The following is a 25,099-nucleotide window of genomic DNA, read 5'->3' as shown; positions in this document are numbered from 1 at the left end:
TAGACATGCCGGGTGGCTGAGTTGACACCGGTGAGCACCGCGGAACGTACTGCCGTGCGCGAGTGCGCCGAGGAGGTGCTGCGCCGCCTCGCGGGGGAGCAGGCGGTGCTGCGCGAGGACCAGTGGCGGGCGATCGAGGCGCTGGTCGTCGACCGCCGCCGGGTGCTGTGCGTACAGCGGACGGGCTGGGGGAAGTCGGCGGTCTACTTCGTCGCGACGGCCCTGCTGCGCGACGGCGTCGCCGCGGAGGCGGGTGAGCCGGCCGCCGGACCGACCGTGATCGTGTCGCCGCTGCTGGCGCTCATGCGCAACCAGGTCGAGGCGGCGGCCCGCGCCGGCATCCGCGCCCGCACGATCAACTCGGCGAACCTCGACGAGTGGGGCGAGATCACCGCCGAGATCCGGGCCGGCGCGGTGGACGTGCTGCTGATCAGCCCCGAGCGGCTCAACAACCCCGACTTCCGCGACACCGTGCTGCCCGGCCTGGCCGCCACCACGGGCCTGCTGGTGGTGGACGAGGCGCATTGCGTCTCCGACTGGGGCCACGACTTCCGGCCCGACTACCGGCGGCTGCGCACGTTCCTGGCGGGCCTGCCGCCGCGCACGCCCGTGCTGGCCACCACGGCCACCGCGAACGCCCGGGTCGCCGCGGACGTGGCCGACCAGCTCGGCGACGCCCTGGTGCTGCGCGGCCCGCTCGAACGCGACTCGCTGCGCCTGGCGGTGCTGCGCCTGGGCGACCCCGCGCACCGGCTGGCGTGGCTGGCCGATCACCTCGACCGGCTGCCCGGCTCCGGCATCGTCTACACCCTGACGGTGGCGGCCGCGACCGAGACGGCGGAGTTCCTGCGGACGCGCGGCTTCGCGGTGGCGTCGTACACGGGGCAGGTCGAGGACGCCGAGCGCCGCGCCGCCGAGCAGGACCTGCTGGACAACAAGATCAAGGCGCTGGTGGCCACGTCCGCGCTCGGGATGGGCTTCGACAAGCCGGATCTCGGGTTCGTCGTGCACCTCGGCGCGCCGCCCTCGCCGATCGCGTATTACCAGCAGGTCGGGCGCGCGGGCCGCGCGGTTCAGCATGCAGAAGTGGTGCTGCTGCCCGGGCCGGAGGACGCGGCGATCTGGCGGTACTTCGCCTCCCTCGCCTTCCCGCCGGAGGAGCAGGTCCGGGCGGTACTGGCCGCGCTGTCGCCGGACCGGCCACTGTCCACGCCCGCGCTGGAGCCGATCGTGGACCTGCGGCGCACCCGGCTCGAACTCATGCTCAAGGTGCTCGACGTGGACGGCGCGGTGCGCCGCACCCGCGGCGGCTGGCTGGCCACCAGCGACCCCTGGACCTACGACACAGAGCGGCTGCGGCGGGTCGCGCAGGCCCGCACCACCGAACAACAAACCATGATCGAGTACGCGGAGACGACCGCCTGCCGCATGGAGTTCCTGCGCCGCTGCCTCGACGACCCGGAGGCCGTCCCGTGTGGGCGGTGCGACAACTGCGCGGGCCCGCAGTTCGACGCGCAGGTGTCCGCGGAGTCCCTGACCGCCGCCCACACCTTCCTGGGGCGCCCCGGCGTCGAGATCGCACCGAAGAAGATGTGGCCCACCGGCCTGGAGGCGGTCGGGGTGCCGCTCAAGGGCCGGATCGCCCCCACCGAGCAGGTGGCACCCGGCCGGGCCGTCGGCCGCCTCTCCGACCTCGGCTGGGGCGACCGGCTGCGCGGCCTGCTCGGTGACGCGCCGGACGGCCCGGTGCCCGACGAGGTCGCCGCCGCCGTGATCGAAGTGCTCAAGAGCTGGGCGCACGGCGACGACCGGTGGCAGCAGCGGCCCGTCGCCGTGGTGGCCGTGGGTTCGGCGCGGCGCCCGCAGCTCGTGCACAGTCTCGCGGCACACGTCGCCACGGTCGGCCGGCTCCCCCTGCTCGGCACCCTGAGCCGCACTCATTCCGGGCAGACCGGACCGCGCGGCAACAGCGCCCAGCGGGTCCGCGCCCTGCACGACGCGTTCACGGTGCCGCCCGAGGTCGCGGACGCCCTGTCCGGTCTGGACGGTCCCGTGCTGTTGGCCGACGACCTCGTCGACTCCGGCTGGACGATGGTGCTGGCGGGCCGGGCGCTGCGCCGGGCCGGTGCGGCCGGTGTCCTGCCCCTGGCCCTCGCCGTAGCGGGCTGACCCCGCAACCGGCCGCCGTGGCTCCGCGAGTTCGGCCGCCCGCCGCGGTCGGGCCATTCCGGGCTCAGCGGGGGCGGCCGTAGCCGTGGATCGGCATGGAGTCGATCGATGAGACGCGCACGTTCTCCCCGTACTCCGGCGCGTGGATCATCTTGCCGCCGCCTATGTAGATGCCGACGTGGCTGATCCGGCCGTAGAAGAACACCAGGTCACCGGGGTGCAGCTGGTCGCGGCGCAGCGTGGCCACCACGCCGTACTGGCGGCCGGAGTTGTGGGGCAGGTGCACGCCCGCGGCGCGCCACGCGGCCGAGCTGAGCCCGGAGCAGTCGTACCCGTCCGGCCCCGAGGCACCCCACCGGTACGGCTTGCCGAGCTGTGCGTACGCGAACGCCACCGCCTGCCCGGCGGGCCCCGGCACGTACATCGGCGCGGGCAGCCGTTCCGTCTCTGTGTAGCGGGAGCCACCGCCGTACGCGACCTGCCGCAGCTGTTGCAGCGTCTCGATCTCGCCCTCGATGGTGGCCCGCCGGGCGGCCAGCCGCATCTGCTCCTGCCGTTGCCGGTCGGCCAGCAGGGCGAGGGTGCGCTGGGCGTCCGACATCCGGGCCCGTGCCGTCCGCAGGTCGGTCAGCGCCCGTTGCTGCTGGTCGGCCAGCATCTCCAGGACGAGCAGCCGGTCCACGAACTGGTGCGGGGTGTGCGAGGCCAGTAGCGCCAGGGTCGGCCCGCTGCGCGTCTGCTGGTACGTCTGCCGCGCCATGCCCCCGATCAGCCGTTGCCGCAGCCGCAGGTCGCGTTGCATAGGGGCCAGTTGCCCGCTGAGGGAGCGCGTGCGGATCCTGGTTTCGGCGAGGTCGTCCCGCGAGTCGTTGAACTGCTCCACGACCTGTTCCAGTTGCCGGGAGGCGACCGCGATGCGGCGGTCCAGGTCGGCCCCGCTGGGCCGGTCCGCGCGGGCCGCGCGGGGCGGGGCGGCACCGGTGACGGCGAGGACGGCGGCGAGCACGGCGAGGCCCACTCGGATGATCGGGGGGTACGGCACACCGGGTTAACGGGGGCAGGCCGCCGGAGGTGACCGGTGCCGCGGCCGACTCATACGGGTAGGGGGTATGCTGGCGGGCATGTCCGACGACATCGACCTCGCCGAGGAGCCCGTCCACCCCGGCCCGCACGGGTACTCCGGCGACAAGGCGGCCCTGCTCGGCCGGCTGCGCCGCATCGAGGGGCAGATCCGCGGCCTGCAACGGATGGTCGACGAGGACACGTACTGCATAGACGTGCTCACTCAGATCTCGGCCGCCACCCGGGCCCTGCAGGCGGTCGCGGTGGGTCTGCTGGAGGATCACCTGGCCCACTGCGTCGTCGACGCGGCCCGGGCCGGCGATCCCAGCGCCAAGGTCAAGGAGGCCTCCGCGGCCATCGCCCGCCTCGTCCGCTCCTGAGCCGGGCCCGCGGCGGCCTCCGCCACCGGCCGAATCTCCAGATGACGCCGGGACCTGCGACCGGGCGCGCATCTCGTGAAAGGAACTGCCATGTCCGTCACCACCACCTACACCGTGACCGGAATGACCTGCGGGCACTGCGTACAGGCCGTGACCGGGGAACTGAGTTCCCTGCCGGGCGTCGAGGACGTCCAGGTCGACCTGGGCACCGGCGCCGTCACCGTGACCAGCGCCCAGCCCCTTACACCGGACGCGGTGCGCGCGGCCGTGGACGAGGCCGGGTACGAGCTTGCCGATGCCTGACCTGACATTCCAGACGCCGGCACCCGACGCCGTGGCCGAGCCGCCACAGGACCGGGACACGTTCCGGCTGGCCGCGTTCGGCGCGCTGCTGGTCGTTGTCCTCTTCGCCGGGTACGGCATCGGCCGCCTCTCCGGGTCGTCGGGCGGCGGCTCCGGTGCGGCGAACGGCCCCACCGCGCCGGCCGCCCAGCCCACCATGGGCATGGCCGGCAACGAGAACGCCCCGCACACCCACGCGGCCGCCACCGCCTCGAACGCCAATCCGGGCGAGGCGGTCGGCGGGCTCGCGGTCACCGCCTCCGGACTCACCCTCGTACCGGAGATCACCACCACGTTCCCGGCGGGCGTCCGCAAGCCGTTCCGCTTCCGGATCACCGCGTCCGGCGGGGCGTCGGTCACCACCTTCGCCGTGGTGCACGACAAGCCGCTGCACCTCGTCGTCGTGCGCCGCGACCTCGCCGTCTACCAGCACCTGCACCCCACCATGGGGCCGGACGGCACGTGGGCGGTGGACCTGAACCTGCCGGATCCGGGCAGCTACCGGGCCATCGCGGACTTCACCGCCATCGTCGGCGGCAACCAGGTGCCCACCTCGCTCGGCGTGGATCTCGCGGTCCCCGGCGACTACCGCCCGGTGCCGCTGCCGCCGCCCACCCAGTCGGCGACCACGGACCGCTTCACCGTTTCGTACGAGGGGACCCCGCACGCCGGCGTCGCCGAGCCCCTGCTGGTGTCCGTGAACTCCGTCGACGGAAAACCGGCCGAGCTGGAGCCGTACCTCGGCGCGTACGGGCACCTGGTGGTGCTCCGCGAGGGCGACGTCGGGTACGTGCACGTCCACCCCGAGCCGCAGCTGGTCGACGGCAAGGTGAAGTTCTGGCTGGCCGCACCGGGCCCGGGCAACTACCGGATGTTCTTCGACTTCCAGGTGGCCGGCCGGGTGCACACCGCGGCGTGGAGCGTGACCGTCGGCTGAGCGGCGACCGCCGATGCGGGCCGGAAGGCACCGGCGCGAGGCGCCGACGGGGTCAGGCCCGGCCGAGCAGCCGCTCCAGGGCGGGCGTGACGCCCCACTGGCCGGTCAGCGCCGCGTACTCGGCGCGCTGTGCCTCGGTCGGTGCGGCGCCGGTGTGCCGGGCCCGCAGCAGCACGTTGCGGGGGGTGTGCGCCGAGTCGACGAACTCGACCACGTCCACCCGGTAGCCGCGCAGTCGCAGCTGGGCCGCGCGCAGCGCGTCGGTGAGCACGTCCGCGAACCGTTCCCGCAGGATCGCGTGCCGGGTCAGCTCCCCGTACGGCTCCGGGGCCGGGGCGGACTTGAGCTGGGCCGCGATGTCGTGGTGGCAGCACGGGGCGGCCAGCACCCAGCGGGCCTGCCAGCCCACCGCACGGGCCAGCGCCTCGTCCGTGGCGGTGTCGCAGGCGTGCAGCGCCAGCACCAGGTCCGGCGCGGGGGTCACCCCGGCGCCCGCGATGGTGCCCGCCACGAACGTCACGTCGTCGCCGCAGCCGAGTTCGGCCGCGACCGCGGTGTTGCGTACCCGCTGGTCCTCGCGCACGTCGACCCCCACGACCTGGACCTTCGCGCCCCGGTCCACGAGATACCGGTACGCCGCGAAGGTCAGGTAGGCGTTGCCGCAGCCCAGATCCGTGACCCGCAGCGGCGACGGCAGCCGCGCCGGATCGTCCGGCAGCGTCGCGGCCAGCGCGCGCAGGAACGCGTCCACCTGACGACGCTTGGCGGCCGTCCCGCCCACCACCGCGAACAACGGGTCGCCGGGGTCGAGCAGCCACTGCTTGGCCCGGTCGTGACCCGGCGCGACCGGGTTGACCGGCGCCGCCGCGCGGGCGGCCCGGTGCACCTGGGCGTCGCCCTTCTTGGTGATCCGCACCTGCACCGTGGCGCTGTCCGTCTCGACGTGCCAGTTCCCGAACGGCTCCGCCAGCAGCGCGTCGACCGCTTCCGCGGCCTCCGCACCCGCCACGTTCCTGGTGTACGGGCGCGCGCCGTCGTCGGTCACGATCTGCAGCCGGGTGCCCGCCTTGAGGGCGACGGGTCGCAGCTCGGCGCGGGTCACCGACGGGGTGTGTCCGCGCCGGCGGCCCGCGGCCACGGCCCGGGTCAGCGCCGGATCCAGCAGCAGCTCGCGCAGCTCGGTGAGCACAGCGTCCAGGGGTTGCGGCATCCCCCCATTCTGCCCGGCAAGACTGGCCTGCTTCTCGGCGGCGGTTCAGCGACGATCTCCCTCCGGACGGCGGAGCGCGACCGCAGCGTCGTCCTGGCCGGGATCGACGAGCCCTATCGACGAGACTGAACGGCCGGGCCGCCTTGTGCAGACGGCCCGGCCGGTACCTCAGTCGTTCGCCGGCTCCGGGCCGCCCGCGTCGGCCGTACCGGTGCCGCCGCGCCCGCCCCGGCGACGCCGTCGCCGCGGCCGGCCCGCCGACTCACCGTCGGCGGCGTCGGCGTCGGCCACCGCACCGCCTTCGGCGGTGCTGTCCGAGAACTCGGGTACGGTCGCCGCCCGGCTCCCGCCGCGCCGCCGCCGTCGGCCACCGGCCTGCTCGTCGCCCGCCTCGCCCGAGGGGGCCGCCTCGGCCGTGGTGGACTCCGTACCGTCCGCGGTCTCGCCCTCGACCCGGCGCCGGCGGCGCTGGCGCTGCGGCCGCTCCCCGGTCTCCTCCGTCGCGGCCGGGGCCTCGTCGCGGCCGCCGCGGGTACGCCCGCCGCGGCCCCGGCCCGGCCCGCGCCCGCCCTCGCGACCGCGCCGCCGTCCGCCGCCGAGGTCCTCCTCGACCTCGGCGGACAGTCCCGCACGGCTGCGGTCCGCGGTGGGCAGGGTCCCGGTGACGTCGGTCGGGATGTCCAGGTCGGCGTAGAGCGCCGGACTGGTGTGGTACGTCTCCGGCGGCTCGGGCATGTTGAGTCCCATCGACTTGTCGATGAGCACCCACCGCGGCATGTCCTCCCAGTCCACGAACGTCACCGCGACGCCCGTGGCGCCCGCCCGGCCGGTGCGGCCGATGCGGTGGGTGTACGTGTCCGGGTCCTCCGGGCAGTCGTAGTTGATGACGTGGGTGACCCCGGAGACGTCCAGGCCGCGGGCCGCGACGTCGGTCGCGACCAGCACGTCGATCTTCCCGGTACGGAACGCGCGCAGCGCACGCTCCCGGGCGCCCTGGCCCAGGTCACCGTGGACGGCCGCGACGGCGAAGCCGCGGAAGTCGAGGTCCTCGGAGACCCGGTCGGCGGCGCGCTTGGTCCGAGTGAAGATCATCGTCAGGCCGCGTTCCCTGGCCTGCAGGATGCGTGCGACCATCTCCAGCTTGTTCAGCGGGTGGGTGCGGTAGACGACCTGCTTGGTCAGCGGCGAGGGTCCACTGTCCTGAGTGTGCCCGGCGTGGATGGTGACGGGGTGGTGCAGGAACCGCCGGGCCAGCGCGACGATCGGGTCCGGCATGGTGGCCGAGAACAGCATCGTCTGACGCTGGTCCGGCAGCATGGCCAGGATCTTCTCGACGTCCTCCAGGAAGCCCAGGTCGAGCATGCGGTCGGCCTCGTCGAGGACCAGCCCGCGGATGCCGTCGAGCTTGAGCTGTTTCTGCTTGGCCAGGTCCAGCAGGCGTCCGGGGGTGCCGACGAGGATCTCGACGCCCTTCTTCAGCTGCTCCACCTGCGGTTCGTAGGCGACCCCGCCGTAGATGGGCAGCACCCGCACGCCGCGGGTCTTGCCGGCGGCGGCCAGGTCGCGGGCCACCTGCAGGCCCAGCTCGCGGGTCGGGACGACGATCAGGGCCTGCGGCCGCCCGTCGGCGCCCTCGGACGGGGCGCTGACGCGTTCCAGCAGGGGCAGGCCGAAGCCGAGGGTCTTGCCGGTGCCGGTGGGGGCCTGGCCGATCAGGTCGGTGCCGCGCAGGGCGATCGGCAGGGCGTACTCCTGGATCGCGAAGGCCCGGGTGATGCCGGCCGCGGCGAGGGCCTCGACCGTTTCCGTACGGACGCCGAGTTCGGCGAAGGTGGGGCTGTCGGGGCGGACGGGGGCTCGGTTCAGCACTGGTACCAGCGCGGGTTCCTGCTCGATGCTTTCGGTGTCTTCGATTTCGGTCATGGAGTTCTGCGGGTGCCTCTCGTGGTGCGCCCGTCGAAGTCCAGGGCGCGGTATGGGTGGTGCGCGGGCCACACGCGAAGTCATTCGCGGGCCGCACGCGCACGGCGGGGGCGCCGCGCCGAAAGGGCTCGGCGAACGCCCGGGTCGCCAATCGACTGGACCGACCAATCACCTGGATCGACCATATGGCCCAAATCAGCCACACGGCGCAAATCGACCACGTTGCCGGTACCGCTCGGTGGCGGGATCAGCCAGTGGGCCTGGTTCAGCAGTCGGCCGAATCGATCGGTTGCATCGAATCGATGTCGACGGCGACCGGCCAAGTCTACCTGACCGAGTGAAAGCGCACCTCAGAGCATGGGTTCCGCAGGTCCGACACGGCGACGGCAGGAAATCCGCGGGATTTCCTGCCGTCGTTCGCGGGTCAGCGGGTAGTGAAGCCGAACGGCCGGTTGGACGATTCGGCGATCTCGACGTACGCCACCTTGGAGATCGGGACGATCACCCGGCGGCCCTTCTCGTCGGTCAGGGTCAACACGCTGTCCTTGGCCATCGCCTCGGTGACTGCCTGCTCGACCTCGGCCGGCGTCTGTGCGCTCTCCAGCACCAGCTCGCGCGGGGCGTACTGCACGCCGATCTTGACCTCCACGGGGTCCTCCCTCGAACAAAATCCACCGGCCTGCCGGATGTCTACCGGTCTGAAGGCTAGCCGATTTCGCGCGGCATTCCTCCCGTTGGCTCACCCTGCAACGGGAAGCTGGCGATACCGCGCCAGATGAGCGCCGCGACCAGTGCCTCCGCCTCCTCCTTGTTGGTGCGGCGGCCGTTGGCCAACCAGAACTGCGCCGACTGGCCCGCCGCCCCGACCAGCCCCGAGGCCAGGAGCTCGGCCTGGTCCGTGCTCAGCCCGGTGTCCGAGATGATGGTGTCCGTCACAGCCACGATGCAGCCCTGCTCGACCCGCTCCACCCGCTCCCTGACCTGCGGGTCGTTGCGCAGATCCGACTCGAAGACCAGCCGGAACGCCTCGCTCTCGTGATCCATGAAGTCGAAGTACGCCCGGACCGCGCCGCGGACGCGTTCCTTGTTGTCCGGGGTGGCCAGCATCGCACCGCGCACCTTGGCGATTATCGAGTCGCAGTGCACGTCCAGCAGCGCCAGATAGAGCTCCAGTTTGCCGGGAAAATGCTGATACAACACCGGCTTGGAGACGCCGGCCCGCTCGGCGATGTCGTCCATCGCCGCGGCGTGGTAGCCGTGCGCGACGAAGATCTGCTGCGCGGCGGCCAGCAGTTGCTTACGGCGCGCGGAGCGCGGCAGGCGCGCGGGGCGCCCCGCCGTCTGTGCTCCGCCGGACGCAGCGGTCATGATTCTCCACCCTCCGAGGTATGAGTCCCCCGCGGTTCGGCGCGGATCGCCCGGCCTGACGCGTGGCACGGCCGGAAGGGCAATTGTCGCGACGCTGCAACTTATCGCCAATGCCACCACACGGTAGCCTCGGTCGGGGCGAGCGAGGAGCGCGCGGTGGACGAGACAGGACAATCCGGTGACACCGGAGCCGTTGCGGGCGGCCCCGGCGCTGACGCGCGCGACCGTACCCTGCTGAACGGCTGGGCGGCCGCCAACGGCGCCTGGTCCGGTTCCACGCCCGCCCGCGACCCCGAGGACGACGTACCCGCCTGGCGGCGCCCGTTCACCCGGCCGTTCGGCCAGCGGGCGTTCCCGGGCAGCCGGGCACCGCTGCCGCCGGGTCACTCGTCCGGGGATTTCCCGTTCCCCGATGCCGACCCCGCGCCGTACGGCGAGGCCGGTGGGTCCGGGGAGATCCACCCGTTCGGTGACGCCGGGGGCTCGGGCGAGATCCAGCCCTACACCAACGGGTCCGGTCCCCATCCGTACGGCGTGAACGGCTCCTTCGGCGACGGCCCGTCCGCTGAGATCGGGTCGTTCCACGATGCCGGTGAGTCAGGGGAGATCCGGCCGCTCGGTGAGCCGGGCGGCGGCGCCGACACCCGGGCTGCCCAGCCGACCGGCCCCGAGCCGGGAGCGCCGAGCTGGTCCGAGGGCCGGTCGCGGTACGCGGACCTGTTCGCCCAGCGCTCGGCCGAGAGCCCCACTCGGGCGATCTTCCCCGCGGTGCGCCCGGCGACCCCCGGCGGGCGTCGCGTCGACTGGAGCACCGCCGAGTCGGCCCGGCACTCGCGGGAGCCGGTCAACCCCGCCGGGCAGGCCCGCCCCGACGATCAGGCAGCCCGCTCGTCGTACGACCCCGGCGGTTTTCCGGGCGGGCCGTCGTACGAGCCGGGCGCGCCGTCCGCGAGCGCGGTGTCGTCCGGCGGATACGCCGCGCCGTACCCCGGCTACTCCGACCTCGGCTCGGACGAGCCGCTGCCGCAACGCGTACCGGCCGAGCCGGACGTGCCCACCGTCCCGGAGCCGCCGTCCGTGGAGCCATCGGCCGAGACGCCCGCGCTGGCCCGCATCGCGACGCACCTGCGCCGCGGTGACGTGCTGTCCGCGCAGGAGCGCCAGGAGGGCTTCGACGTGCAGGCGATCCTCGCCGCCGTACGGGAGGTGGCCGGGGTCCGCGACGCCTCCCTGCGCACCACGCCCGCGGGCGCGCACAGCCTGCGCCTCGACCTGGCCGACGGTGCCGACCCCGCCGAGGTGAGCCGCCAGGTCGCCCGGCTGCTGCAGGACCGGATGGGCCTGGACGCGGCCATGCAGGGTGGCGAGGCGGCGCCGCCCAGCGCACCGGCCTCCGCGCCCCCGGCCGCAGCATTCGTGCCGAGCCAGCCGACGCCCGCCGCGCGCGACAGCCTTGGCGGCCCGTCGACGCCCGCCGCGCGCGACAGCCTCGGTGGCCCGTCGACGCCCGCCGGACCGGGCTCGTTGGGTGGCCAGTCTTCGGTGCCGGCCCGGTCGGACTCGCTCGGCAGCCCATCGTTCTCGGGCGGCATGGATCCGCTCAGCGGCCCGGCGGATCCCCGCAGGATGGACTCCCTCGGCAGCCCGGCGGATCCCCGCGGGATGGACTCCCTCGGCGGCCCGGCGGGTCCCGGCAGGATGGACTCCCTGGGTGGCCCGGCAGGTCTCGGAGGCAGGGACTCCCTGGGTGGCCCGGCGGGTCCCGGCGGGATCGATCCGCTGAGCGGCCCGGTGGGTCCAGTGAGTAGCCCGGTGGGTCCCGGCGATGCGTTTAGTGGCACGGCGGCGTCCGCGGGGCCGGGTGACCCGCGGCGGCGGCTGCCGCAGCCCGCCCGCCCGGTCGACGGCCCGATCGCGGGGGCCGCACCCGGCCTCACCACGCCGTTGTCCGCGCCCCCGTCGACCCAGTACGCACCGAACCCGCCCGGGGCGGTGTCGGTACCACCGGCGCCGCTCGGGACGTCACCGGCGGGGACACTGCCCGCGTCCGGGCCCCTGCAGGCGCTGGAACGTGCCTCGTTCGCCGCGGGGGCCGGCAGTGCGATGGAGGCCGTCGCCACCGGCGTGAACGGCGTGACGGCGCGACCCCTCGACATCGGTGACCGGCCCGGCCCGCGCGTCGTCATCGAGAACGTGCAGGTCAGCACGTTCGGTGCGGAGGCCACGGTCGAGGTGCGGCTCGGCGCGGGCGGCCGGATCGCCGCCGGGCAGGCCACCGGGCCCGCCGTCGACGGGTACCTGCTGCGCCTGTGTGCGATGGCCACCGCGCGGGCTGTCGACGAGCTGCTGTCGTCGTCCGAGCACGCCGACGGGCCCGCCCGGTGCTACGTCGAACACGCGGCGGCGGTGCCGTTCGGGCCGATGCAGGTGGCCGTCGTCGTGCTCCTGCTGTCCTACGGTGGCTGGGTGGAACAGATCGCCGGATCCGCCGTGGTCGCGGGCGACGACCGGCACGCCATGGTTCGCGCCACCCTGGCGGCGGTCAACCGCCGTCTCGAAGCCCTGCTGTCCTGATGAAGGGCGCCATCCTCGCCCCTGACAGCGCCCTGCCCGACGACGGTGTGCCGCCGCCGTGGCCCGCCCGCCGGGTCACCATCGGCGGTGCGATGCTGCAGGTACGCGACACCCCCGCCACCACACCACACGCCGAGCCGGCGGTGTACGTACACGGGCTCGGCGGGTCCTCGCAGAACTTCACCGACGTGGCGGGCCTGCTCTCCGGTCACCTGGCCGGGCAGGCGGTGGACCTGCCGGGCTTCGGCTACAGCGACCCGAGCCGCCGGTACTCCCTGCCCGCCTTCGCCGACCGGCTGATCGGGTACCTGGAGTACGCCGGGCGCGGCCCGGTGCACCTGGTCGGCAACTCCCTTGGCGGCGCCATCTCCGTACTCGTGGCGGCGCTGCGGCCCGACCTGGTCCGGACCCTCACGCTGATCTCCCCGGCGATGCCGTTCCTGGATCCGCGGCGTACCGCGCAGGGGCCGGTGCTGCCGCTGCTGGCGCTGCCCCACGCCGAACGGCTGTTCGCCTGGAACATGGCGCGGATGACGGTCGACGAGCTGGCCGAGCAGGTTCTCGCGGTCTGCTTCGGTGACACGACGCGGGTGAATCCGCAGCGCCGGGCGGAGGCCATCGAGGAGATTCGGCTGCGGTACACGGTCGCGCACTACCCGAGGGCGTACCTGGGTGCCCTGCGGGGTCTGGTGTCGAGCTTCGTGCGGGCGTACCTGCCGGGGGACAACTCGATGTGGCGGCTGGCCGCCCGGATCACCGCACCGACCCTGGTGATCGGCGGGCTCGACGACCGGCTGGTCGATCCGAGGGTGCCCGGCCAGGTCGCCCGGACGATCCCGGACGGGCGGCTGCTGATCCTGCCCCGCGTCGGGCACGTGGCGCAGATGGAGGTGCCCCGGCTGGTGGCCCGGGCCGTCGTCGGGATGCTCGCCGACACTCGCGTCCGGGTCGGGTAATCCACAGCGGAGGAGCCGCCGGGCCGCCCTGCGCGGACCCGAAGATCCGAGGCTTCCTCGCGAAATGCCGGTGACCCGGGGTGCTTGCATGGCACTCTGGCACTTGCTATGGCAAAGGCGACAAAAGGATCCGTGAATCCCGCGGTGGACCCGCCGGCCGCGTTGCGGCCGGATGAGGACGGCGCGCCTGAGCGGGCCGTCTCGGAGCACTCGGCGCGCGCGATCGCCGCCACCCGGCCGAATCCGCGCGCATCGGTGACCGCCGAGGTACCCGACGAAGCATCGGAGAGCCGCCCACGGCGCCGGCGCGCCACGGCGGACGCCGTTTCCGCCGACGCCTCCGCCCGTCACCACCGCGTCGAGAACCCGGTCGAGGACGCGCTGGCCTGGGTGACCGAACCCCGGCCCCGCCGCCGCCGTGAGGGCGAATCCGGCCGGCGCCGCCGCAGCACTGTCGCCCCGCCGGCCGCGGAGGACGCGCCGCCCAGCGCCGGCGGCCCGCCCGGACCGAGCGCGGCGAGCCCCTACGCCCAGGAGGCGACGGGCTCACGCCGACGCAGGTCAGGGGCGGGATTCCGGTCCGACGTCGCCGCCGCGGAACACCGGCGTGGCGCCATGGACGCGGGGGAGTCCGGATGGGGTGACACGCCGCCCGGCGACGACCCGGAGGAGACCGTCCGTGGCGAGGCGGACCGCCCGCGGTCGCGCCGGCGCCGTACGCAACCCGACGACACCGGCGGTGCGGCCTGGGGCGGCCTGTCCGGGGAGGGCCCGGGCGAGGCCCGCAAGGGACGCGGCCGGGCACGGCGGGGCAGCGCCGCCGGGTCGCCGGATCTCACCGCGCCACTGGCCGGATCCCGCCGCCGCAGCGCGCCGGACGACCTCGACGCCCAGCGCAACGCGATCGCGGCCCGGGCCGCGGCCCGGCGCCGCCCGACGGCGGCCGCGGCGGCCCGCGCCACCGCGCCCGGCGCGGCGGCCCAGAAGACGGGCCCGCTGACCCCGGAGCTGGCGGCCGCGCTGCTCCGTACGCAGGAGGCCGTGAACCGGGCCGCCATGACGGACCGGACCATCGCGCACCGCCCGCACCCGGCGGAGGTGCACGAAGTCCACGAGGTTCACGACGTGCGCGAGGCGCAGACGGCCGCCGAGAACGACGTCGCCGCCTGGGTGGACATGCTCATCGGTACGGTGAACCGGCCCGAGGAATCCCAGCCGGCGAGCCTGTGGCCGGACGGCCCGGAGGACGACCTGGACACGATGCCCGGCGACACCGTCCCGGGCGAGCACAGCTGGGATCTGTCCACCATCGAAGGCCTGGCGGATGCCCGCGAGGCATTCTGGCCGCCGATCGTGGTGGGACCCGCCCCCGCCGAGCCGATGGTCGCCGAGCCACCGGCCGCCGGGACCCGGGCACGCGACTCCGCCGCGACCGCCGCCGATACGTCCGTCTCCGGGGCGACCGAAGCGGCAGAGGCGCAGCCCTGGGACCTCGAAGCGGCCCTGAGCACAGCGGCACAGCCGCAGGACGTCGAGCCGGCGCCAGAGGCGCAACTGCCGGATGCCGAGACGGTGCCGGGGGCGCCTCCGGAGGACACCGAGCCTGTCCCGGGGGCCGAGGCGCATCCGCAGGAGACCGCGACGGTCCAGGGGGCCGCGGCGCATCCGCGGGAGACCGAGCCCGTCCTGAAGGCCGAGGCGCATCCGCGGGAGACCGAGCCCGTCCTGAAGGCCGAGGCGCATCCGCAGGAGACCGAGACGGTCCCGGGGGCTGCGGCACATCCGCAGGACGGCGAGACCGGCGCGTCGGCTGAGGTGCAGACGCCGGACTCCGCGGAGGTCACCGAAGCGGCCGGGATGCGGACCGGGGCCGCCGGTGCCGAGGCGGAGACACGCGACACCGGCGAGCCCGCCGAAGCGGTCGAGCCCGAAGAGCCCGCGGCCGACACCCTCCGCCCCGCCGCGCAAGCCGCCGCGGCCGCGACGCTGGCCTCGGCGGCGGCTGCCGGAGCCGAGGCGGCCGCAGCCTCCTCCGCGGAGGGCGCGACGCTGGCCGACGCGGGGAAAGCCCCGGAGCCGGCGCCCGCCGACGCGGACACCGTCGAGGTGACCCGCAGCCAGCGCGAAGCCGCGACAGCCGGGCACCTCGCCGCAACCGGCGCCGCCGCCACGGCGACGGGCATCGCCGCGGCCCCACCCGATTCGGAACTGCCCCCACCCGGCGCCGAGTCGGTGCGTCCGTCGGCGGCGATGCCCGGTGACCTGGCGGCGATGCCCGGTGACCTGGCGGCGATGCCCGGAGGTCTGGCGGCGGCCGGTGGTCTGGCGGCCGGCGCCCCGCCGCTCGCACCGGACGAGGGGCCGATCCTGCTGCCCGGCGTGGCGGGCGCCCCGCCCGAGCAGGGTGCGCCACAGACCGAACGCAGCCCGGCGAACCGACGGCGGCTCTGGGCGGCACTGCTGGCGCTGCTCACCGTCGCCGTGCTGATCGGCGGGATCATCTGGCTCGTCCGTCGCGACCCGCTGGCCGCCCGCCGCACGGTCGGCCACACTCCGTCGGCCGCCCCGGTCACGCCACAGGAGCAGCCGGCGGGGACCGGGCCGGCGGCCGGCGCCGCGCCCGCGCCCGCGCCGACGGTGGCCACCAAGCCGAGCGCTGCGGCGCCGACCACGGCCGCGCCGAACACGGCCGCGCCGACCAGCGGGGCGGGCGCCGCCCCGCCGGATGAGGCGCAGCAGGCACCGAGCGGGGCTCAGCCCGCGGGCAGCTTCCAGTACGCCACCGGGTACGGCCCGGTGCTCGGCACGAAGGGCACCATGCGCACCTTCCACGTCGCGGTGGAGAAGTACCTGGCCCAGGGCGACGGTGGGTTGGTCGGCAACGGGCCTGACGCCAGCGCCTTCGCGGCGGACGTGGACAACATCCTGGGCGACCCGCGCAGCTGGGTGGCCGGGAACAAGGTCCGGTTCCAGCGGGCACCGCACGGGGAACCCGCGGAGTTCACGATCTACCTGGCATCGCCGGACACCTCGGAGGAGATGTGCGCGAAGGGCGGTCTGGAAACCAAGGGCTACAGCTCGTGCCGGCTGCCGGGCCAGGTGGTCATCAACTCCGAACGGTGGCGCGAGGCCGTGCCGCACTACGACGCGCCGCTGGACGTCTACCGGGCGTACGTGATCAACCACGAGGTCGGCCACCAGCTCGGCCACGGCCACGAGCAGTGCCCGGGTAAGGGCAAACCGGCACCGGTCATGCTGTGGCAGACCTACAGCCTGGAAGGCTGCACCGCGTACGGGTGGCCGTACCGCAACGGCAAGCGGTACGCGGGACCACCGGCCGTCTGATATTCCCCGTCCCGCATGTCGGACCGGGTGTTCCTGGTCATGCCCGGTCGGCGGCGGGGCGCGCAACAATGGGGGCCGCACCTCACCGCCGAACCCGGGGAGTAAACCGTGTCGCTGCCCCCGCTCGTCGAGCCCGCCGCCGAGCTGACAATCGACGAGATCCGCCGCTATTCGCGCCACCTGATCATCCCCGACGTCGGGATGGACGGGCAGAAGCGGCTCAAGAACGCCAAGGTGCTCTGCGTGGGCGCCGGTGGCCTCGGCTCGCCCGCGCTGCTGTATCTGGCCGCGGCGGGCGTCGGCACGCTGGGCATCATCGACTTCGACACCGTCGACGAGTCGAACCTGCAGCGCCAGATCATCCACGGCGTCTCGGACGTGGGCCGGCCCAAGGCCGAGTCGGCGGCGGCCAGCATCCGGGAGATCAACCCGCTGATCAACGTCGTCATCCACAACACGGCGCTGGACCGCGACAACGTCCGCGACATCTTCAGCCAGTACGACCTGATCGTCGACGGCACCGACAACTTCGCCACCCGGTACATGGTCAACGACGCGGCGGTGCTGCTCGGAAAGCCGTACGTGTGGGGGTCGATCTACCGCTTCGACGGCCAGGCGTCCGTCTTCTGGGCCGAGCACGGCCCGTGCTACCGCTGCCTCTACCCCGAGCCGCCGCCGCCCGGCATGGTCCCGAGCTGCGCCGAGGGCGGTGTGCTCGGTGTGCTCTGCGCGTCCATCGGCTCGATCCAGGTCAACGAGGCGATCAAGCTGCTGACCGGCATCGGCGAGCCGCTGGTCGGGCGCCTGATGGTGTACGACGCCCTGGAGATGGAGTACCGCCGGATCAAGGTCCGGAAGGACCCGAACTGCGTGCTCTGCGGCGAGAACCCGACCGTGACCGATCTGCTGGAGGACTACGAGGACTTCTGCGGCGCGGTCTCCGACGAGGCCGCCGCGGCCACCGAGAACGCGACCATCACGGCCCGTGAGCTCAAGGAATGGCAGGACTCCGGCCGGGACATCTTCCTGGTCGACGTCCGCGAGCCCGCCGAGTACGAGATCGTCAACATCAAGGGCGCGACCCTGATCCCGAAGGGCGACATCCTCTCCGGCGAGGCGCTGGCCAAGTTCCCGCAGGACCGGCAGATCGTGCTGCACTGCAAGTCAGGGGTGCGCTCGGCCGAGGCGCTGGCCGCGCTGAAGGCCGCCGGGTTCGGCGACGCGGTCCATGTCCAGGGCGGCATCGTCTCCTGGATCAACACGGTCGACCCGTCACTCCCGTCGTACTGATCGAGCCATCCTGATCGGACACCCGGCCCCGGGTGTCCGATCGGGCTGCGACAGTGGCCGATGCGGGGCAGCGGCGGCACGCGGCGCCGGGTAGCGTCACGGTCGTGGTCGACATCGATGCCGCCATCGGGTACGTCGTCGCGCACGGTGACCCCGTGGAACGCGCGCGGCTCTCCTTCCTGCGCGCCGGCGTCGTGCCCGCCGAGGACGTGGTCGAGCGGATCACCGCCGGGCAGACGTCCGAGGGCGGCTGGCCCGCCACGGGTGACGGTCCGCTGCCGTCGGTGGACGCCACGTGCTTCCGTCTCGGCGAGCTGGACGACCTCGGCGGCCTGCGCGGCCCGGCGGTGGAGCGGGCGCTGGCGTGGCTGGTCGGGGTGCAGCACCCCGACGGCACCTGGCAGGAGGACGAGGCGCTGGCCGCGGACGCCCCGGCCTGGGCGGCGCCGGGGGATCCCGAGGCCACCCTGTATCAGACCTCGGTCGCGGGTTTCTGGCTGACGGTCGCCGTCGTGGAGGCGTACCCTCGCCACGAGTGGCCCGCCCGCTACGTGGCGGCCCTGCAGGCCGCCGCCGCGTACGTGGTCGCGCACGTCCGTCCGGACGGGACGTGGCCGTCGTTCCTCGCGGCGGGCTGGCATGCAGCGGTGTTGCTGCACCAGCAGCAGCACTTCTACGAGTCGGCCCGCATGCAGCTGGTGCTGGCCGAGCGGCTCGACGGCATGGCACCGGCCGACCTCGCCTCGATGGCCGCCGCGGTGCGCCGGGTGAACATCGGCGACGATTGGCTGTTGCGGGCGGCGTACAAGCGGCTCGGCGAGACGCAGCGCACCGACGGCGGCTGGGACAGCGCCGAGGGTCCGATCTTCGACGTCAACACGACCCTGACGGCGCTGCGTGCGGTCCTGCCCAGGGTCGGCGCTGGCCCGGCCTGACCCGCGTCAGCCGGGAGATCACTTGCGCGGCCTTGCCATGATCGTGTGATCCGACCCGGCCGCGTCCACAAGGGAAGTGGCGGAAAGGTGCTGATGCGCCCGCGTACTTTCCGCCGGTGGGTGGGCATCCTGGTGCCTGCCGCGCTCGCCGGCGTCCTGGCCGCCGGACCGCTGGCCGCCCCGGCCTGGGCGAAGTCCGACTACGAACTGACGGTGCGCGAAAAGCAGGTGACCGTCGGCCAGGAAATCCATGTGACCGTCGAATTCAATGACGACGCCGGCATCAGGCAGGAAGAGATGTGTCTCTTCCAGATGGTCGGGACGCGCCTGCCCCCGCGCGACGAGGACGGCCGCTACCAGACCAGGGTGGCGGACGAGTACCGGAAGGCTGCCGACTGCCAGGCGATCGCGCCCCACGGCACCGTGCAGTCGCCGATCAGGACCGAGTTCGTGTTGCGAGCCACGGCACCGGGCCGGCTGACCCTGGTGGCGTTCCGGGGGAACGCTCAGGGACTGTATTCCGACCTGGTGGATCCCGAGCCGGGCCATCCGGTGCAGTACATCGGCACGCAACCCGTCACGATCACCGTGCGGGGCGAAGAGGCCTCGTCGGAGTCGATCGCGAAGGTGTCCGTGGTGCGTGTCGCGGATGCCGGGCGCTCAACGGATCCGGCGACGGATCCGGACGATGCCGAAGAGCCGGAGGCTCAGGATGCGGGGGTGACCCCGGTCCGGGCGCAGGATGCCGCGCGACCGGCGGACCCACCCGGATGGCTGGTCCTCGGTGCGGCGACGGCCGGTGGACTGCTGGTCGGCGGTGCGGTGACCGGTACGGTGATCGCCCGCCGGGCGCGCCGCCGGGCGGTGCCACACTGACCTGACGCGTCTCGAACCGTTTCGGGTCAGCGCGGCTGCCGGGTCGCGTCCAGTGCGCGTACCGCCAGCTGGTGCAGCGTGCGGCGTTCCGACGCGCTCAGTCCGGCGAACACCGACGCCTCGACCTCGTCGAGCACCTTCTCGGCCGCCCGGAGCGCGGCGATCCCGGCCGTGGTCGGGCTGACGACATAGCGGCGCCGGTCGTCCGGGTCGCGGTCGCGGGTGGCGTATCCGCCCGCTTCCAGATCGTCGACGAGGCCGACCATCGTCGTGCGATCCAGCCCCGTGCCGGTGCTCAGTTGCTGCTGGGAGAGCCGGTGCGTCTCGATCAACGTCAGCACGTTCACGTGCTTGGCCCGCAACCCCAGGGGTGCCAGCGCCCGCTCCGCGGCCGCGAGGGCCTCCTCACCGAGCTTGATCAGCACATACCCGGTGCGGGAGGCGAGCTGGTCGGCGGGGCTGGTCATGCGCCGACTGTACGGGACGGCTTGTCAGTCATGGCATCAGTCTGCAAGACTGACCGTCAGTAACGCTGACGATTTGGAGGACTGATGAAGTTGCGGGGCCAGAACTGGCGAGGCCGGACTGTCATGATCACGGGTGCGTCGTCCGGCATCGGGGCGGGATTCGCCGAGGCGCTCGCCGCCCGCGGCGCCGACCTGGTGCTGGTCGCCCGCAGCGCGGACGTGCTGGAGAACACGGCGCAGCGGTTGCGGGCGGCGCACGGCGTACGTGTCGAGGTGGTGGTCCAGGACCTGACCGCACCGGGCGCCGTCGCCGCGGTGCGGGCCGCGACTGACCAGCGTGGACTGACCGTCGACGGCCTGATCAACAACGCGGGCTTCGCCAGCGCGGGGCGATTCCACGAGGTGCCCGCCGACCGGGTGAACACAGAGGTGGCGCTGGACGTCGCCGCGCTGGTCGACCTGACCACCGCCTACCTGCCGGGCATGGTCGAACGGCGCCGCGGAGCGATCCTCAACGTCGCGTCGATCGCCGCCTACCAGCCGACGCCCTACATGGCGGTCTACGGCGCCGCGAAGGCGTTCGTGCTCTCGTTCAGTCAGGCGCTCTGGCAGGAGAACCGGCGCGCGGGCGTACGGGTCACCGCGGTCTGCCCCGGACCGGTCGACACCGGGTTCTTCGGGGTGGTCGGCACGTCCGAGGCCCGCGTCGGGCGCCCCCGCTCGGCCGGGTACGTGGTGGAACGCGCCCTGCGGGCGGTCGAGCGCAACCGCCCGGTGGTCACGCCCGGCCCGGAGAACGCCTGGGTCCCCCTGGTGAGCCGGCTACTGCCGCGGCGGCTCGTGGCCTCGGTCACCGCCCGCAGCCTGCGCGGGGCCGCCGATGCGCCCTCGGCGGCACGGGTGCCCACGGCGGGCGCCCGCACCGCCGGATTCCCGGTGACGGACCACTGAGCCCGCGGTTCAGCGGGTGTGGCCGTTGCCGGTGACGATGTACTTGGTGCTGGTCAGCTCGGGCAGGCCCATCGGGCCGCGGGCGTGCAGCTTCTGCGTACTGATGCCGATCTCGGCGCCGAAGCCGAACTCGCCGCCGTCGGTGAACCGGGTGGACGCGTTGACCATCACCGCGGCCGCGTCCACCCGCGCCGCGAACCGGCGCGTCGCGGTGACGGACTCGCTGACGATGGCCTCGGTGTGGCCGGTGCCGTAGCGGCGGATGTGATCGAGGGCGTCGTCCAGCGAGTCGACCACCGCCGCGGCGATGTCCGCGGACAGGTACTCCGTGGCCCAGTCCTCGGTGGTCGCGGGCACCACGTCGTCGCTGTACGCGGCCACCCGCGGATCGCCGTGCACCGTCACTCCCGCCGCGATCAGCTCCTCCAGCACCAGCGGCAGGAACGAGCCAGCGATGTCCGCGTGCACCAGCAGCGACTCGGCGGTGTTGCAGGTGGACAACCGCTGGGTCTTGGAGTTCACCACCACCGCGAGGGCCTTCTCCAGGTCGGCGTCGGAGTCCACGTACACGTGGCAGTTGCCCACTCCGGTCTCGATCACCGGCACTGTCGACTCCTCGACCACCGTCTTGATCAGCGAGGCGCCGCCGCGCGGGATCAGCACGTCCACCAGGCCGCGGGCGCGCATGAGTTCCTTGACCGAGTCCCGCGAGGTGGCGTCGAGCAGCTGGACCGCGTCCGCGGGCAGGCCCGCCTCCGCGACCGCCTTGCGCAGCACCGCCACGATCGCCGCGTTCGAGCTGTACGCCGACGACGAGCCGCGCAGCAGCGCCGCGTTGCCCGACTTGAGGCAGATCCCCGCCGCGTCCGCGGTGACGTTGGGCCGCCCCTCGTAGATGATGCCGACCACGCCGAACGGCACCCGCACCTGGCGCAACTCCAGCCCGTTCGCGAGGGTGGAGCCGCGCACCACGTCGCCGACCGGGTCGGGCAGGGCAGCCAGCTGGCGCAGCCCGTCCGCCATCGCGGCGACCCGCTGCGGGGTCAGGGTCAGCCGGTCGATCATCGCGTCGGTGGACCCGCCCGTACGGGCCTTGTCGACGTCCACCGCGTTGGCGGCGACGATGTCGTCCGCGCGCTGCACCAGGCGGTCCGCCATCAGCAGCAGCGCCGCGTCCTTCTCGGCGCGGGTGGCGGCGGCCAGCTCGAACGAGGCGGCACGCGCGTCGGCCGCCTGCTGCAGGACACTCATCGTCACTCCTAGAGAAGGACGAGGTCGTCGCGGTGGACGACCTCTCGTTCGTATTCGGGGCCGAGGGCGGCCGCCAGGTCCGCGGTGGTCCGGCCGAGCAGCGCGGGCAGCTCGACGGCGTCGTAGTTGACCAGGCCCCGGGCGATCGGCACGCCGGACTCCGCGGCGACCAGGTCCACCGGGTCGCCGGCGGCGAACGAGCCGTCCACCGCCGTGATCCCGGCGGGCAGCAGTGACTTGCGCCGGGCCACGACCGCGGCGACGGCGCCCGGGTCGAGGTGCAGCCGCCCGCGCGGGGTGGTGGCGTGGGCCAGCCAGAACAGCCGGGCCGTGGGGCGCTGGGCGGCCGCCTCGAACAACGTGCCGATCTCCGCGCCGTCCAGCGCGGGCCCGGCCAGCGGGGCGGCGGTGAGCACCACCGGGATGCCGAACCCGGTCGCGATCCGGGCCGCCTCCACCTTCGTGACCATGCCGCCCGTACCCAGCCCGGCGCGCCCGGCCCTGCCGATCGTCACGGCCTCCAGGTCGGCGTCGTCGCGGACCACCTCGATCCGTCGCGACGCCGGGTCGGCCGGGTCGCCGGTGTACAGCCCGTCCACGTCGGAGAGCAGCACCAGCAGGTCGGCGTGCACCAGCGCGGCCACCAGGGCGGCCAGGCGGTCGTTGTCGCCGAAGCGGATCTCCTCGGTGGCCACCGTGTCGTTCTCGTTGACGATCGGCAGCGCACCGAGGTCGAGCAGCTTGCGCAGCGTCCGGTACGCGTTGCGGTAGTGCGCCCGCCGGGTCACGTCGTCGACCGTCAGCAGCACCTGCCCGACCGTACGGCCGTGCCGGGCGAAACCGGCCGCGTACCGCCCGATCAGCAGGCCCTGCCCGACGCTGGCGGCGGCCTGCTGGGTGGCCAGGTCACGCGGGCGCTTCGGCAGGTTGAGCGGGGCCAGCCCGGCGGCGATGGCGCCACTGGACACCAGCACCACCTCGCGGCCGTCGGAGGCCAGCTTGCCCAGCACGTCGACCAGGGCGTCGACGCGTTGCTGGTCGATCCCGCCCGCCGCCGTGGTCAGGGAGGACGAGCCCACCTTCACCACGATCCGGCGCGCACCGGTCACCACTTCACGCACCCGACCATTCTGCGCGGAGTGACGTACCCGGCCGGTCCCGGATCCCATATCGTGGCGCCGGTGACACCGCAGGAGTACGTCGAAGAGGTGCTGGCCCTGGTCGAACGCATCCCCGAGGGCCGGGTCATGTCGTACGGGGCGGTCGCCGACGCGCTCGCGGACCGTTCCGGCCGCAACTCGGCCCGCCAGGTCGGCTCGATCATGGCCCGGCACGGCGGCGGGGTCCCGTGGCACCGGGTGGTCGCCAGCGGCGGGCGGCTCCCACCAGGGCACGAACAGGAGGCCCGGCAGCGGTTGCTGGCCGACGGCGTGCCGCTGCGGGGTGAACGCGTAGACATGGCCCGCGCCGCCTGGAACCCCGACTGTTAGAGGTGCAGGCCCGCCCCGCCGCGCCGTGGATCACCTGCCGCGCCGCCCGGCCCCACCCCGGTCACCCCGCCGAAGTAGTGGTCGATGTCCGGCCACCGGTTGATCGTCCACCCGGCGTCGGCCAGCGCGTCCAGTTCCGCCTCCGGGTACCCGACCTCTGCATGCACCGTGTCGCCGACCACGTGGAACCGTGGGCGGGCGACCGCCTGCTGCAGGTCCAGCCCGTCGACCAGCACCCCGAGCAGGGTGTCGAGCAGCGCCGTACGGATCCGCGAAGCGCCCGCCGAGCCCAGCGCGACCGTCAGCCGGTCCTCGGCGTCGGTGACCACCATCGGGCACAGGTTCGACGACATCCGCAGGCCGGGGGCCAGGTCGGGGGTGAGCAGCTCGCCCTCGCCGAGCATCGAGTTCATGTTGACGCCCAGGCCGGGCAGCCACACCGCCGCGCCCAGCCCGAGCGTCGTGGTGACCACGCAGGCGTTGCCCTCGGCGTCGACCACGGCCACATTCGTGGTGTCGCCGACCCGCTGGCGGCCCCTGTCGCGCAGGGCGGTCGCCACCGCGACGGCCCGCTCGGTCCGGCTCAGCTCCGCGACGTTCGGCGGCAGGGCGGCGATGGTGTCGACCGCACGGTTGAGGTCGTGCCGGGCGTGCACCCGGTGCCCGGCCAGGCGCGCGTGGTCCACCGGCGTCTCGTACACCTGGTATTTGGCCAGGTCGACGGGGCCGAGGTTGCCGCCGTCGGCGCGGACCGCGTCCACCAGGATCTTGGAGAACGCCCCGGTGTAGAACACCGACGGCCCTTCGGCCGACAGGCCCTCCAGCGCGGTCGTCAGGCCGGGGTGGAACAGCAGTTCGCCACCCTGCATGAGCTGGCCGTTCGGGGCGTACACGTCGCCACCCTCGCCGTACGCCAGGGCGGGCGCGCAGGACGCCAGCGTGCGGGCCTGCGCCGCGGGCAGGATCACCCCGGTCCGGGCCAGGTCGATCGCGGGGGCCACCAGCTCGGTCCAGGGCAGCCGTCCCCACCGGCGGTGCAGCTCACCGCAGCCGGCGGGCACGCCGGGCACGGCCACGCTCGCCCCGCCGATCGCGTACACCTGGGGTACGCCGCCGAAGAACACGTCGACGGCGACCATCGCGTCCGGCTCGACGTCGCCATCCATGCCGGGCACCGCGACGAAGAAGTCGAGGCAGGTCGCCGTACCGCTGGAAGCGTCGTAGTAGGTGGCGAAACCGCCGCCGCCGAGTCCGGTGAAGACGGTCTCGGCGACGCAGGTCGCCAGCACCGCGGCGACCGCGGCGTCGGCCGCGGTCCCGCCGGACCGCAGGATCTGCAGACCGGCTTCGGCGGTCGCCGGATGCGCCGCGGCGACACCGGCGGCGATGGGAGCCTTCATTCGCCGAAGCGTAGGCCCGCCGTTTGAACAGGACATCGCATTCGCGGCGACACTCGGCACCGTCCCACTTCCGACGTACGGCCGATGTGCCCCCCGTCCCTGCGGCCGATGAGGCTCCGGCATCTCGGCCGGGCCTTGCTGCGGCGCGCCCGCGGTGCCGGGGTAGGTTGACG

General features: G+C 73.9%; 21 protein-coding genes. 12 read left to right on the top strand and 9 right to left on the bottom strand.

Annotated features, from left to right (window positions below; translation table 11 throughout):
• Positions 1 to 21: 21 nt before the first annotated feature.
• Positions 22 to 2,169, top strand: a complete 2,148-nt coding sequence (locus ACMCNN_RS26735) for a DEAD/DEAH box helicase (protein WP_412747279.1) — start codon at positions 22 to 24, stop codon at positions 2,167 to 2,169.
• 64 nt (positions 2,170 to 2,233) lie between these two features.
• Here the strand turns inward: ACMCNN_RS26735 and ACMCNN_RS26730 are convergent, their stop codons facing one another.
• Positions 2,234 to 3,187: an NlpC/P60 family protein gene (locus ACMCNN_RS26730; protein WP_412743248.1), complete on the bottom strand. Its 954-nt coding sequence runs from the start codon at positions 3,185 to 3,187 to the stop codon at positions 2,234 to 2,236.
• Positions 3,188 to 3,290: 103 nt separating this feature from the next.
• Between ACMCNN_RS26730 and ACMCNN_RS26725 the strand changes: the two genes are divergently transcribed.
• The 3 genes from ACMCNN_RS26725 to ACMCNN_RS26715 all read left to right on the top strand — a co-directional run bounded on the left by ACMCNN_RS26725 (position 3,291) and on the right by ACMCNN_RS26715 (position 4,890).
• Positions 3,291 to 3,611 carry a metal-sensitive transcriptional regulator gene (locus ACMCNN_RS26725; protein ID WP_412743247.1) on the top strand — a complete coding sequence of 107 codons (321 nt, stop codon included), beginning with the start codon at positions 3,291 to 3,293 and terminating at the stop codon, positions 3,609 to 3,611.
• A 90-nt stretch (positions 3,612 to 3,701) separates the two neighbouring features.
• Complete coding sequence (locus ACMCNN_RS26720) at positions 3,702 to 3,914, top strand: heavy-metal-associated domain-containing protein (protein WP_412743246.1); 213 nt, start codon at positions 3,702 to 3,704, stop codon at positions 3,912 to 3,914.
• On the top strand, positions 3,907 to 4,890 hold the full coding sequence (locus ACMCNN_RS26715) for a hypothetical protein (protein ID WP_412743245.1): 984 nt from the start codon (positions 3,907 to 3,909) through the stop codon (positions 4,888 to 4,890). The genes ACMCNN_RS26720 and ACMCNN_RS26715 overlap by 8 nt, the downstream gene beginning before the upstream one ends.
• Before the next feature lie 52 nt (positions 4,891 to 4,942).
• On the opposite strand, the gene ACMCNN_RS26710 is transcribed toward ACMCNN_RS26715, so the two are convergent.
• The 4 genes from ACMCNN_RS26710 to ACMCNN_RS26695 form a co-directional block, all read right to left on the bottom strand.
• Positions 4,943 to 6,100 carry a class I SAM-dependent methyltransferase gene (locus ACMCNN_RS26710; protein WP_412743244.1) on the bottom strand — a complete coding sequence of 386 codons (1,158 nt, stop codon included), beginning with the start codon at positions 6,098 to 6,100 and terminating at the stop codon, positions 4,943 to 4,945.
• A 168-nt stretch (positions 6,101 to 6,268) separates the two neighbouring features.
• On the bottom strand, positions 6,269 to 8,023 hold the full coding sequence (locus tag ACMCNN_RS26705) for a DEAD/DEAH box helicase (RefSeq protein WP_412743243.1): 1,755 nt from the start codon (positions 8,021 to 8,023) through the stop codon (positions 6,269 to 6,271).
• Between the two features lie 424 nt (positions 8,024 to 8,447).
• On the bottom strand, positions 8,448 to 8,672 hold the full coding sequence (locus ACMCNN_RS26700) for a DUF3107 domain-containing protein (protein WP_412743242.1): 225 nt from the start codon (positions 8,670 to 8,672) through the stop codon (positions 8,448 to 8,450).
• 56 nt (positions 8,673 to 8,728) lie between these two features.
• A complete protein-coding gene (locus tag ACMCNN_RS26695; protein ID WP_412743241.1) occupies positions 8,729 to 9,391 on the bottom strand; it encodes a TetR/AcrR family transcriptional regulator in 663 nt (220 codons plus the stop codon).
• 156 nt (positions 9,392 to 9,547) lie between these two features.
• Between ACMCNN_RS26695 and ACMCNN_RS26690 the strand changes: the two genes are divergently transcribed.
• The 6 genes from ACMCNN_RS26690 to ACMCNN_RS26665 all read left to right on the top strand — a co-directional run bounded on the left by ACMCNN_RS26690 (position 9,548) and on the right by ACMCNN_RS26665 (position 19,367).
• Entirely contained in the window at positions 9,548 to 11,965 is a 2,418-nt protein-coding gene (locus ACMCNN_RS26690) for a hypothetical protein (protein WP_412743240.1), read from the top strand.
• Positions 11,965 to 12,921 (top strand): alpha/beta hydrolase, encoded by a 957-nt coding sequence (locus ACMCNN_RS26685; protein ID WP_412743239.1) that lies wholly within the window; start codon positions 11,965 to 11,967, stop codon positions 12,919 to 12,921. The genes ACMCNN_RS26690 and ACMCNN_RS26685 overlap by 1 nt, the downstream gene beginning before the upstream one ends.
• A gap of 132 nt (positions 12,922 to 13,053) precedes the next feature.
• Entirely contained in the window at positions 13,054 to 16,266 is a 3,213-nt protein-coding gene (locus tag ACMCNN_RS26680) for a DUF3152 domain-containing protein (RefSeq protein WP_412743238.1), read from the top strand.
• A gap of 108 nt (positions 16,267 to 16,374) precedes the next feature.
• Positions 16,375 to 17,556, top strand: coding sequence for an adenylyltransferase/sulfurtransferase MoeZ (gene moeZ / locus ACMCNN_RS26675; protein WP_412743237.1), 1,182 nt, complete (start codon positions 16,375 to 16,377; stop codon positions 17,554 to 17,556).
• Positions 17,557 to 17,660: 104 nt separating this feature from the next.
• Positions 17,661 to 18,491 (top strand): squalene--hopene cyclase, encoded by an 831-nt coding sequence (locus ACMCNN_RS26670; protein ID WP_412743236.1) that lies wholly within the window; start codon positions 17,661 to 17,663, stop codon positions 18,489 to 18,491.
• Positions 18,492 to 18,611: 120 nt separating this feature from the next.
• Positions 18,612 to 19,367 (top strand): hypothetical protein, encoded by a 756-nt coding sequence (locus ACMCNN_RS26665; RefSeq protein ID WP_412743235.1) that lies wholly within the window; start codon positions 18,612 to 18,614, stop codon positions 19,365 to 19,367.
• Between the two features lie 26 nt (positions 19,368 to 19,393).
• Here ACMCNN_RS26665 and ACMCNN_RS26660 read toward each other — a convergent pair whose 3' ends face one another.
• Complete coding sequence (locus ACMCNN_RS26660; protein ID WP_412743234.1) at positions 19,394 to 19,834, bottom strand: MarR family winged helix-turn-helix transcriptional regulator; 441 nt, start codon at positions 19,832 to 19,834, stop codon at positions 19,394 to 19,396.
• 123 nt (positions 19,835 to 19,957) lie between these two features.
• Here ACMCNN_RS26660 and ACMCNN_RS26655 point away from each other — a divergent pair, with 123 nt between their 5' ends.
• A complete protein-coding gene (locus ACMCNN_RS26655) occupies positions 19,958 to 20,785 on the top strand; it encodes an SDR family NAD(P)-dependent oxidoreductase (protein ID WP_412743233.1) in 828 nt (275 codons plus the stop codon).
• A 9-nt stretch (positions 20,786 to 20,794) separates the two neighbouring features.
• On the opposite strand, the gene ACMCNN_RS26650 is transcribed toward ACMCNN_RS26655, so the two are convergent.
• Together ACMCNN_RS26650 and proB are read right to left on the bottom strand one after the other, a co-directional pair.
• Positions 20,795 to 22,036, bottom strand: coding sequence for a glutamate-5-semialdehyde dehydrogenase (locus ACMCNN_RS26650; RefSeq protein WP_412743232.1), 1,242 nt, complete (start codon positions 22,034 to 22,036; stop codon positions 20,795 to 20,797).
• A gap of 8 nt (positions 22,037 to 22,044) precedes the next feature.
• Positions 22,045 to 23,157, bottom strand: coding sequence for a glutamate 5-kinase (gene proB, locus ACMCNN_RS26645; protein ID WP_412743231.1), 1,113 nt, complete (start codon positions 23,155 to 23,157; stop codon positions 22,045 to 22,047).
• Between the two features lie 60 nt (positions 23,158 to 23,217).
• Here proB and ACMCNN_RS26640 point away from each other — a divergent pair, with 60 nt between their 5' ends.
• Positions 23,218 to 23,526 carry an MGMT family protein gene (locus ACMCNN_RS26640; RefSeq protein WP_412743230.1) on the top strand — a complete coding sequence of 103 codons (309 nt, stop codon included), beginning with the start codon at positions 23,218 to 23,220 and terminating at the stop codon, positions 23,524 to 23,526.
• Here ACMCNN_RS26640 and ACMCNN_RS26635 read toward each other — a convergent pair.
• Positions 23,523 to 24,926 carry a gamma-glutamyltransferase gene (locus tag ACMCNN_RS26635; RefSeq protein WP_412743229.1) on the bottom strand — a complete coding sequence of 468 codons (1,404 nt, stop codon included), beginning with the start codon at positions 24,924 to 24,926 and terminating at the stop codon, positions 23,523 to 23,525. The two genes, ACMCNN_RS26640 and ACMCNN_RS26635, sit on opposite strands and share 4 nt — an antisense overlap.
• Positions 24,927 to 25,099: the final 173 nt, after the last annotated feature.

This window comes from Krasilnikovia sp. MM14-A1004 (genome assembly GCF_047159485.1).
Taxonomy (GTDB): Bacteria; Actinomycetota; Actinomycetes; order Mycobacteriales; family Micromonosporaceae; genus Actinoplanes.
Note: the sequence above shows the minus strand (reverse complement) of the source record. Positions and strands in the feature narration are given on the sequence as shown.

Excerpts from the sequence above, each read along its gene's own strand:
- ACMCNN_RS26725 (WP_412743247.1), top strand. The coding sequence starts at position 3,291 with ATGTCCGACGACATCGACCTCGCCGAGGAGCCCGTCCACCCCGGCCCG.
- ACMCNN_RS26720 (WP_412743246.1), top strand. The coding sequence starts at position 3,702 with ATGTCCGTCACCACCACCTACACCGTGACCGGAATGACCTGCGGGCAC.
- ACMCNN_RS26715 (WP_412743245.1), top strand. The coding sequence starts at position 3,907 with ATGCCTGACCTGACATTCCAGACGCCGGCACCCGACGCCGTGGCCGAG.
- ACMCNN_RS26710 (WP_412743244.1), bottom strand. The coding sequence starts at position 6,100 with ATGCCGCAACCCCTGGACGCTGTGCTCACCGAGCTGCGCGAGCTGCTG.
- ACMCNN_RS26705 (WP_412743243.1), bottom strand. The coding sequence starts at position 8,023 with ATGACCGAAATCGAAGACACCGAAAGCATCGAGCAGGAACCCGCGCTG.
- ACMCNN_RS26695 (WP_412743241.1), bottom strand. The coding sequence starts at position 9,391 with ATGACCGCTGCGTCCGGCGGAGCACAGACGGCGGGGCGCCCCGCGCGC.
- ACMCNN_RS26685 (WP_412743239.1), top strand. The coding sequence starts at position 11,965 with ATGAAGGGCGCCATCCTCGCCCCTGACAGCGCCCTGCCCGACGACGGT.
- ACMCNN_RS26660 (WP_412743234.1), bottom strand. The coding sequence starts at position 19,834 with ATGACCAGCCCCGCCGACCAGCTCGCCTCCCGCACCGGGTATGTGCTG.
- ACMCNN_RS26655 (WP_412743233.1), top strand. The coding sequence starts at position 19,958 with ATGATCACGGGTGCGTCGTCCGGCATCGGGGCGGGATTCGCCGAGGCG.
- ACMCNN_RS26650 (WP_412743232.1), bottom strand. The coding sequence starts at position 22,036 with ATGAGTGTCCTGCAGCAGGCGGCCGACGCGCGTGCCGCCTCGTTCGAG.
- ACMCNN_RS26635 (WP_412743229.1), bottom strand. The coding sequence starts at position 24,926 with ATGAAGGCTCCCATCGCCGCCGGTGTCGCCGCGGCGCATCCGGCGACC.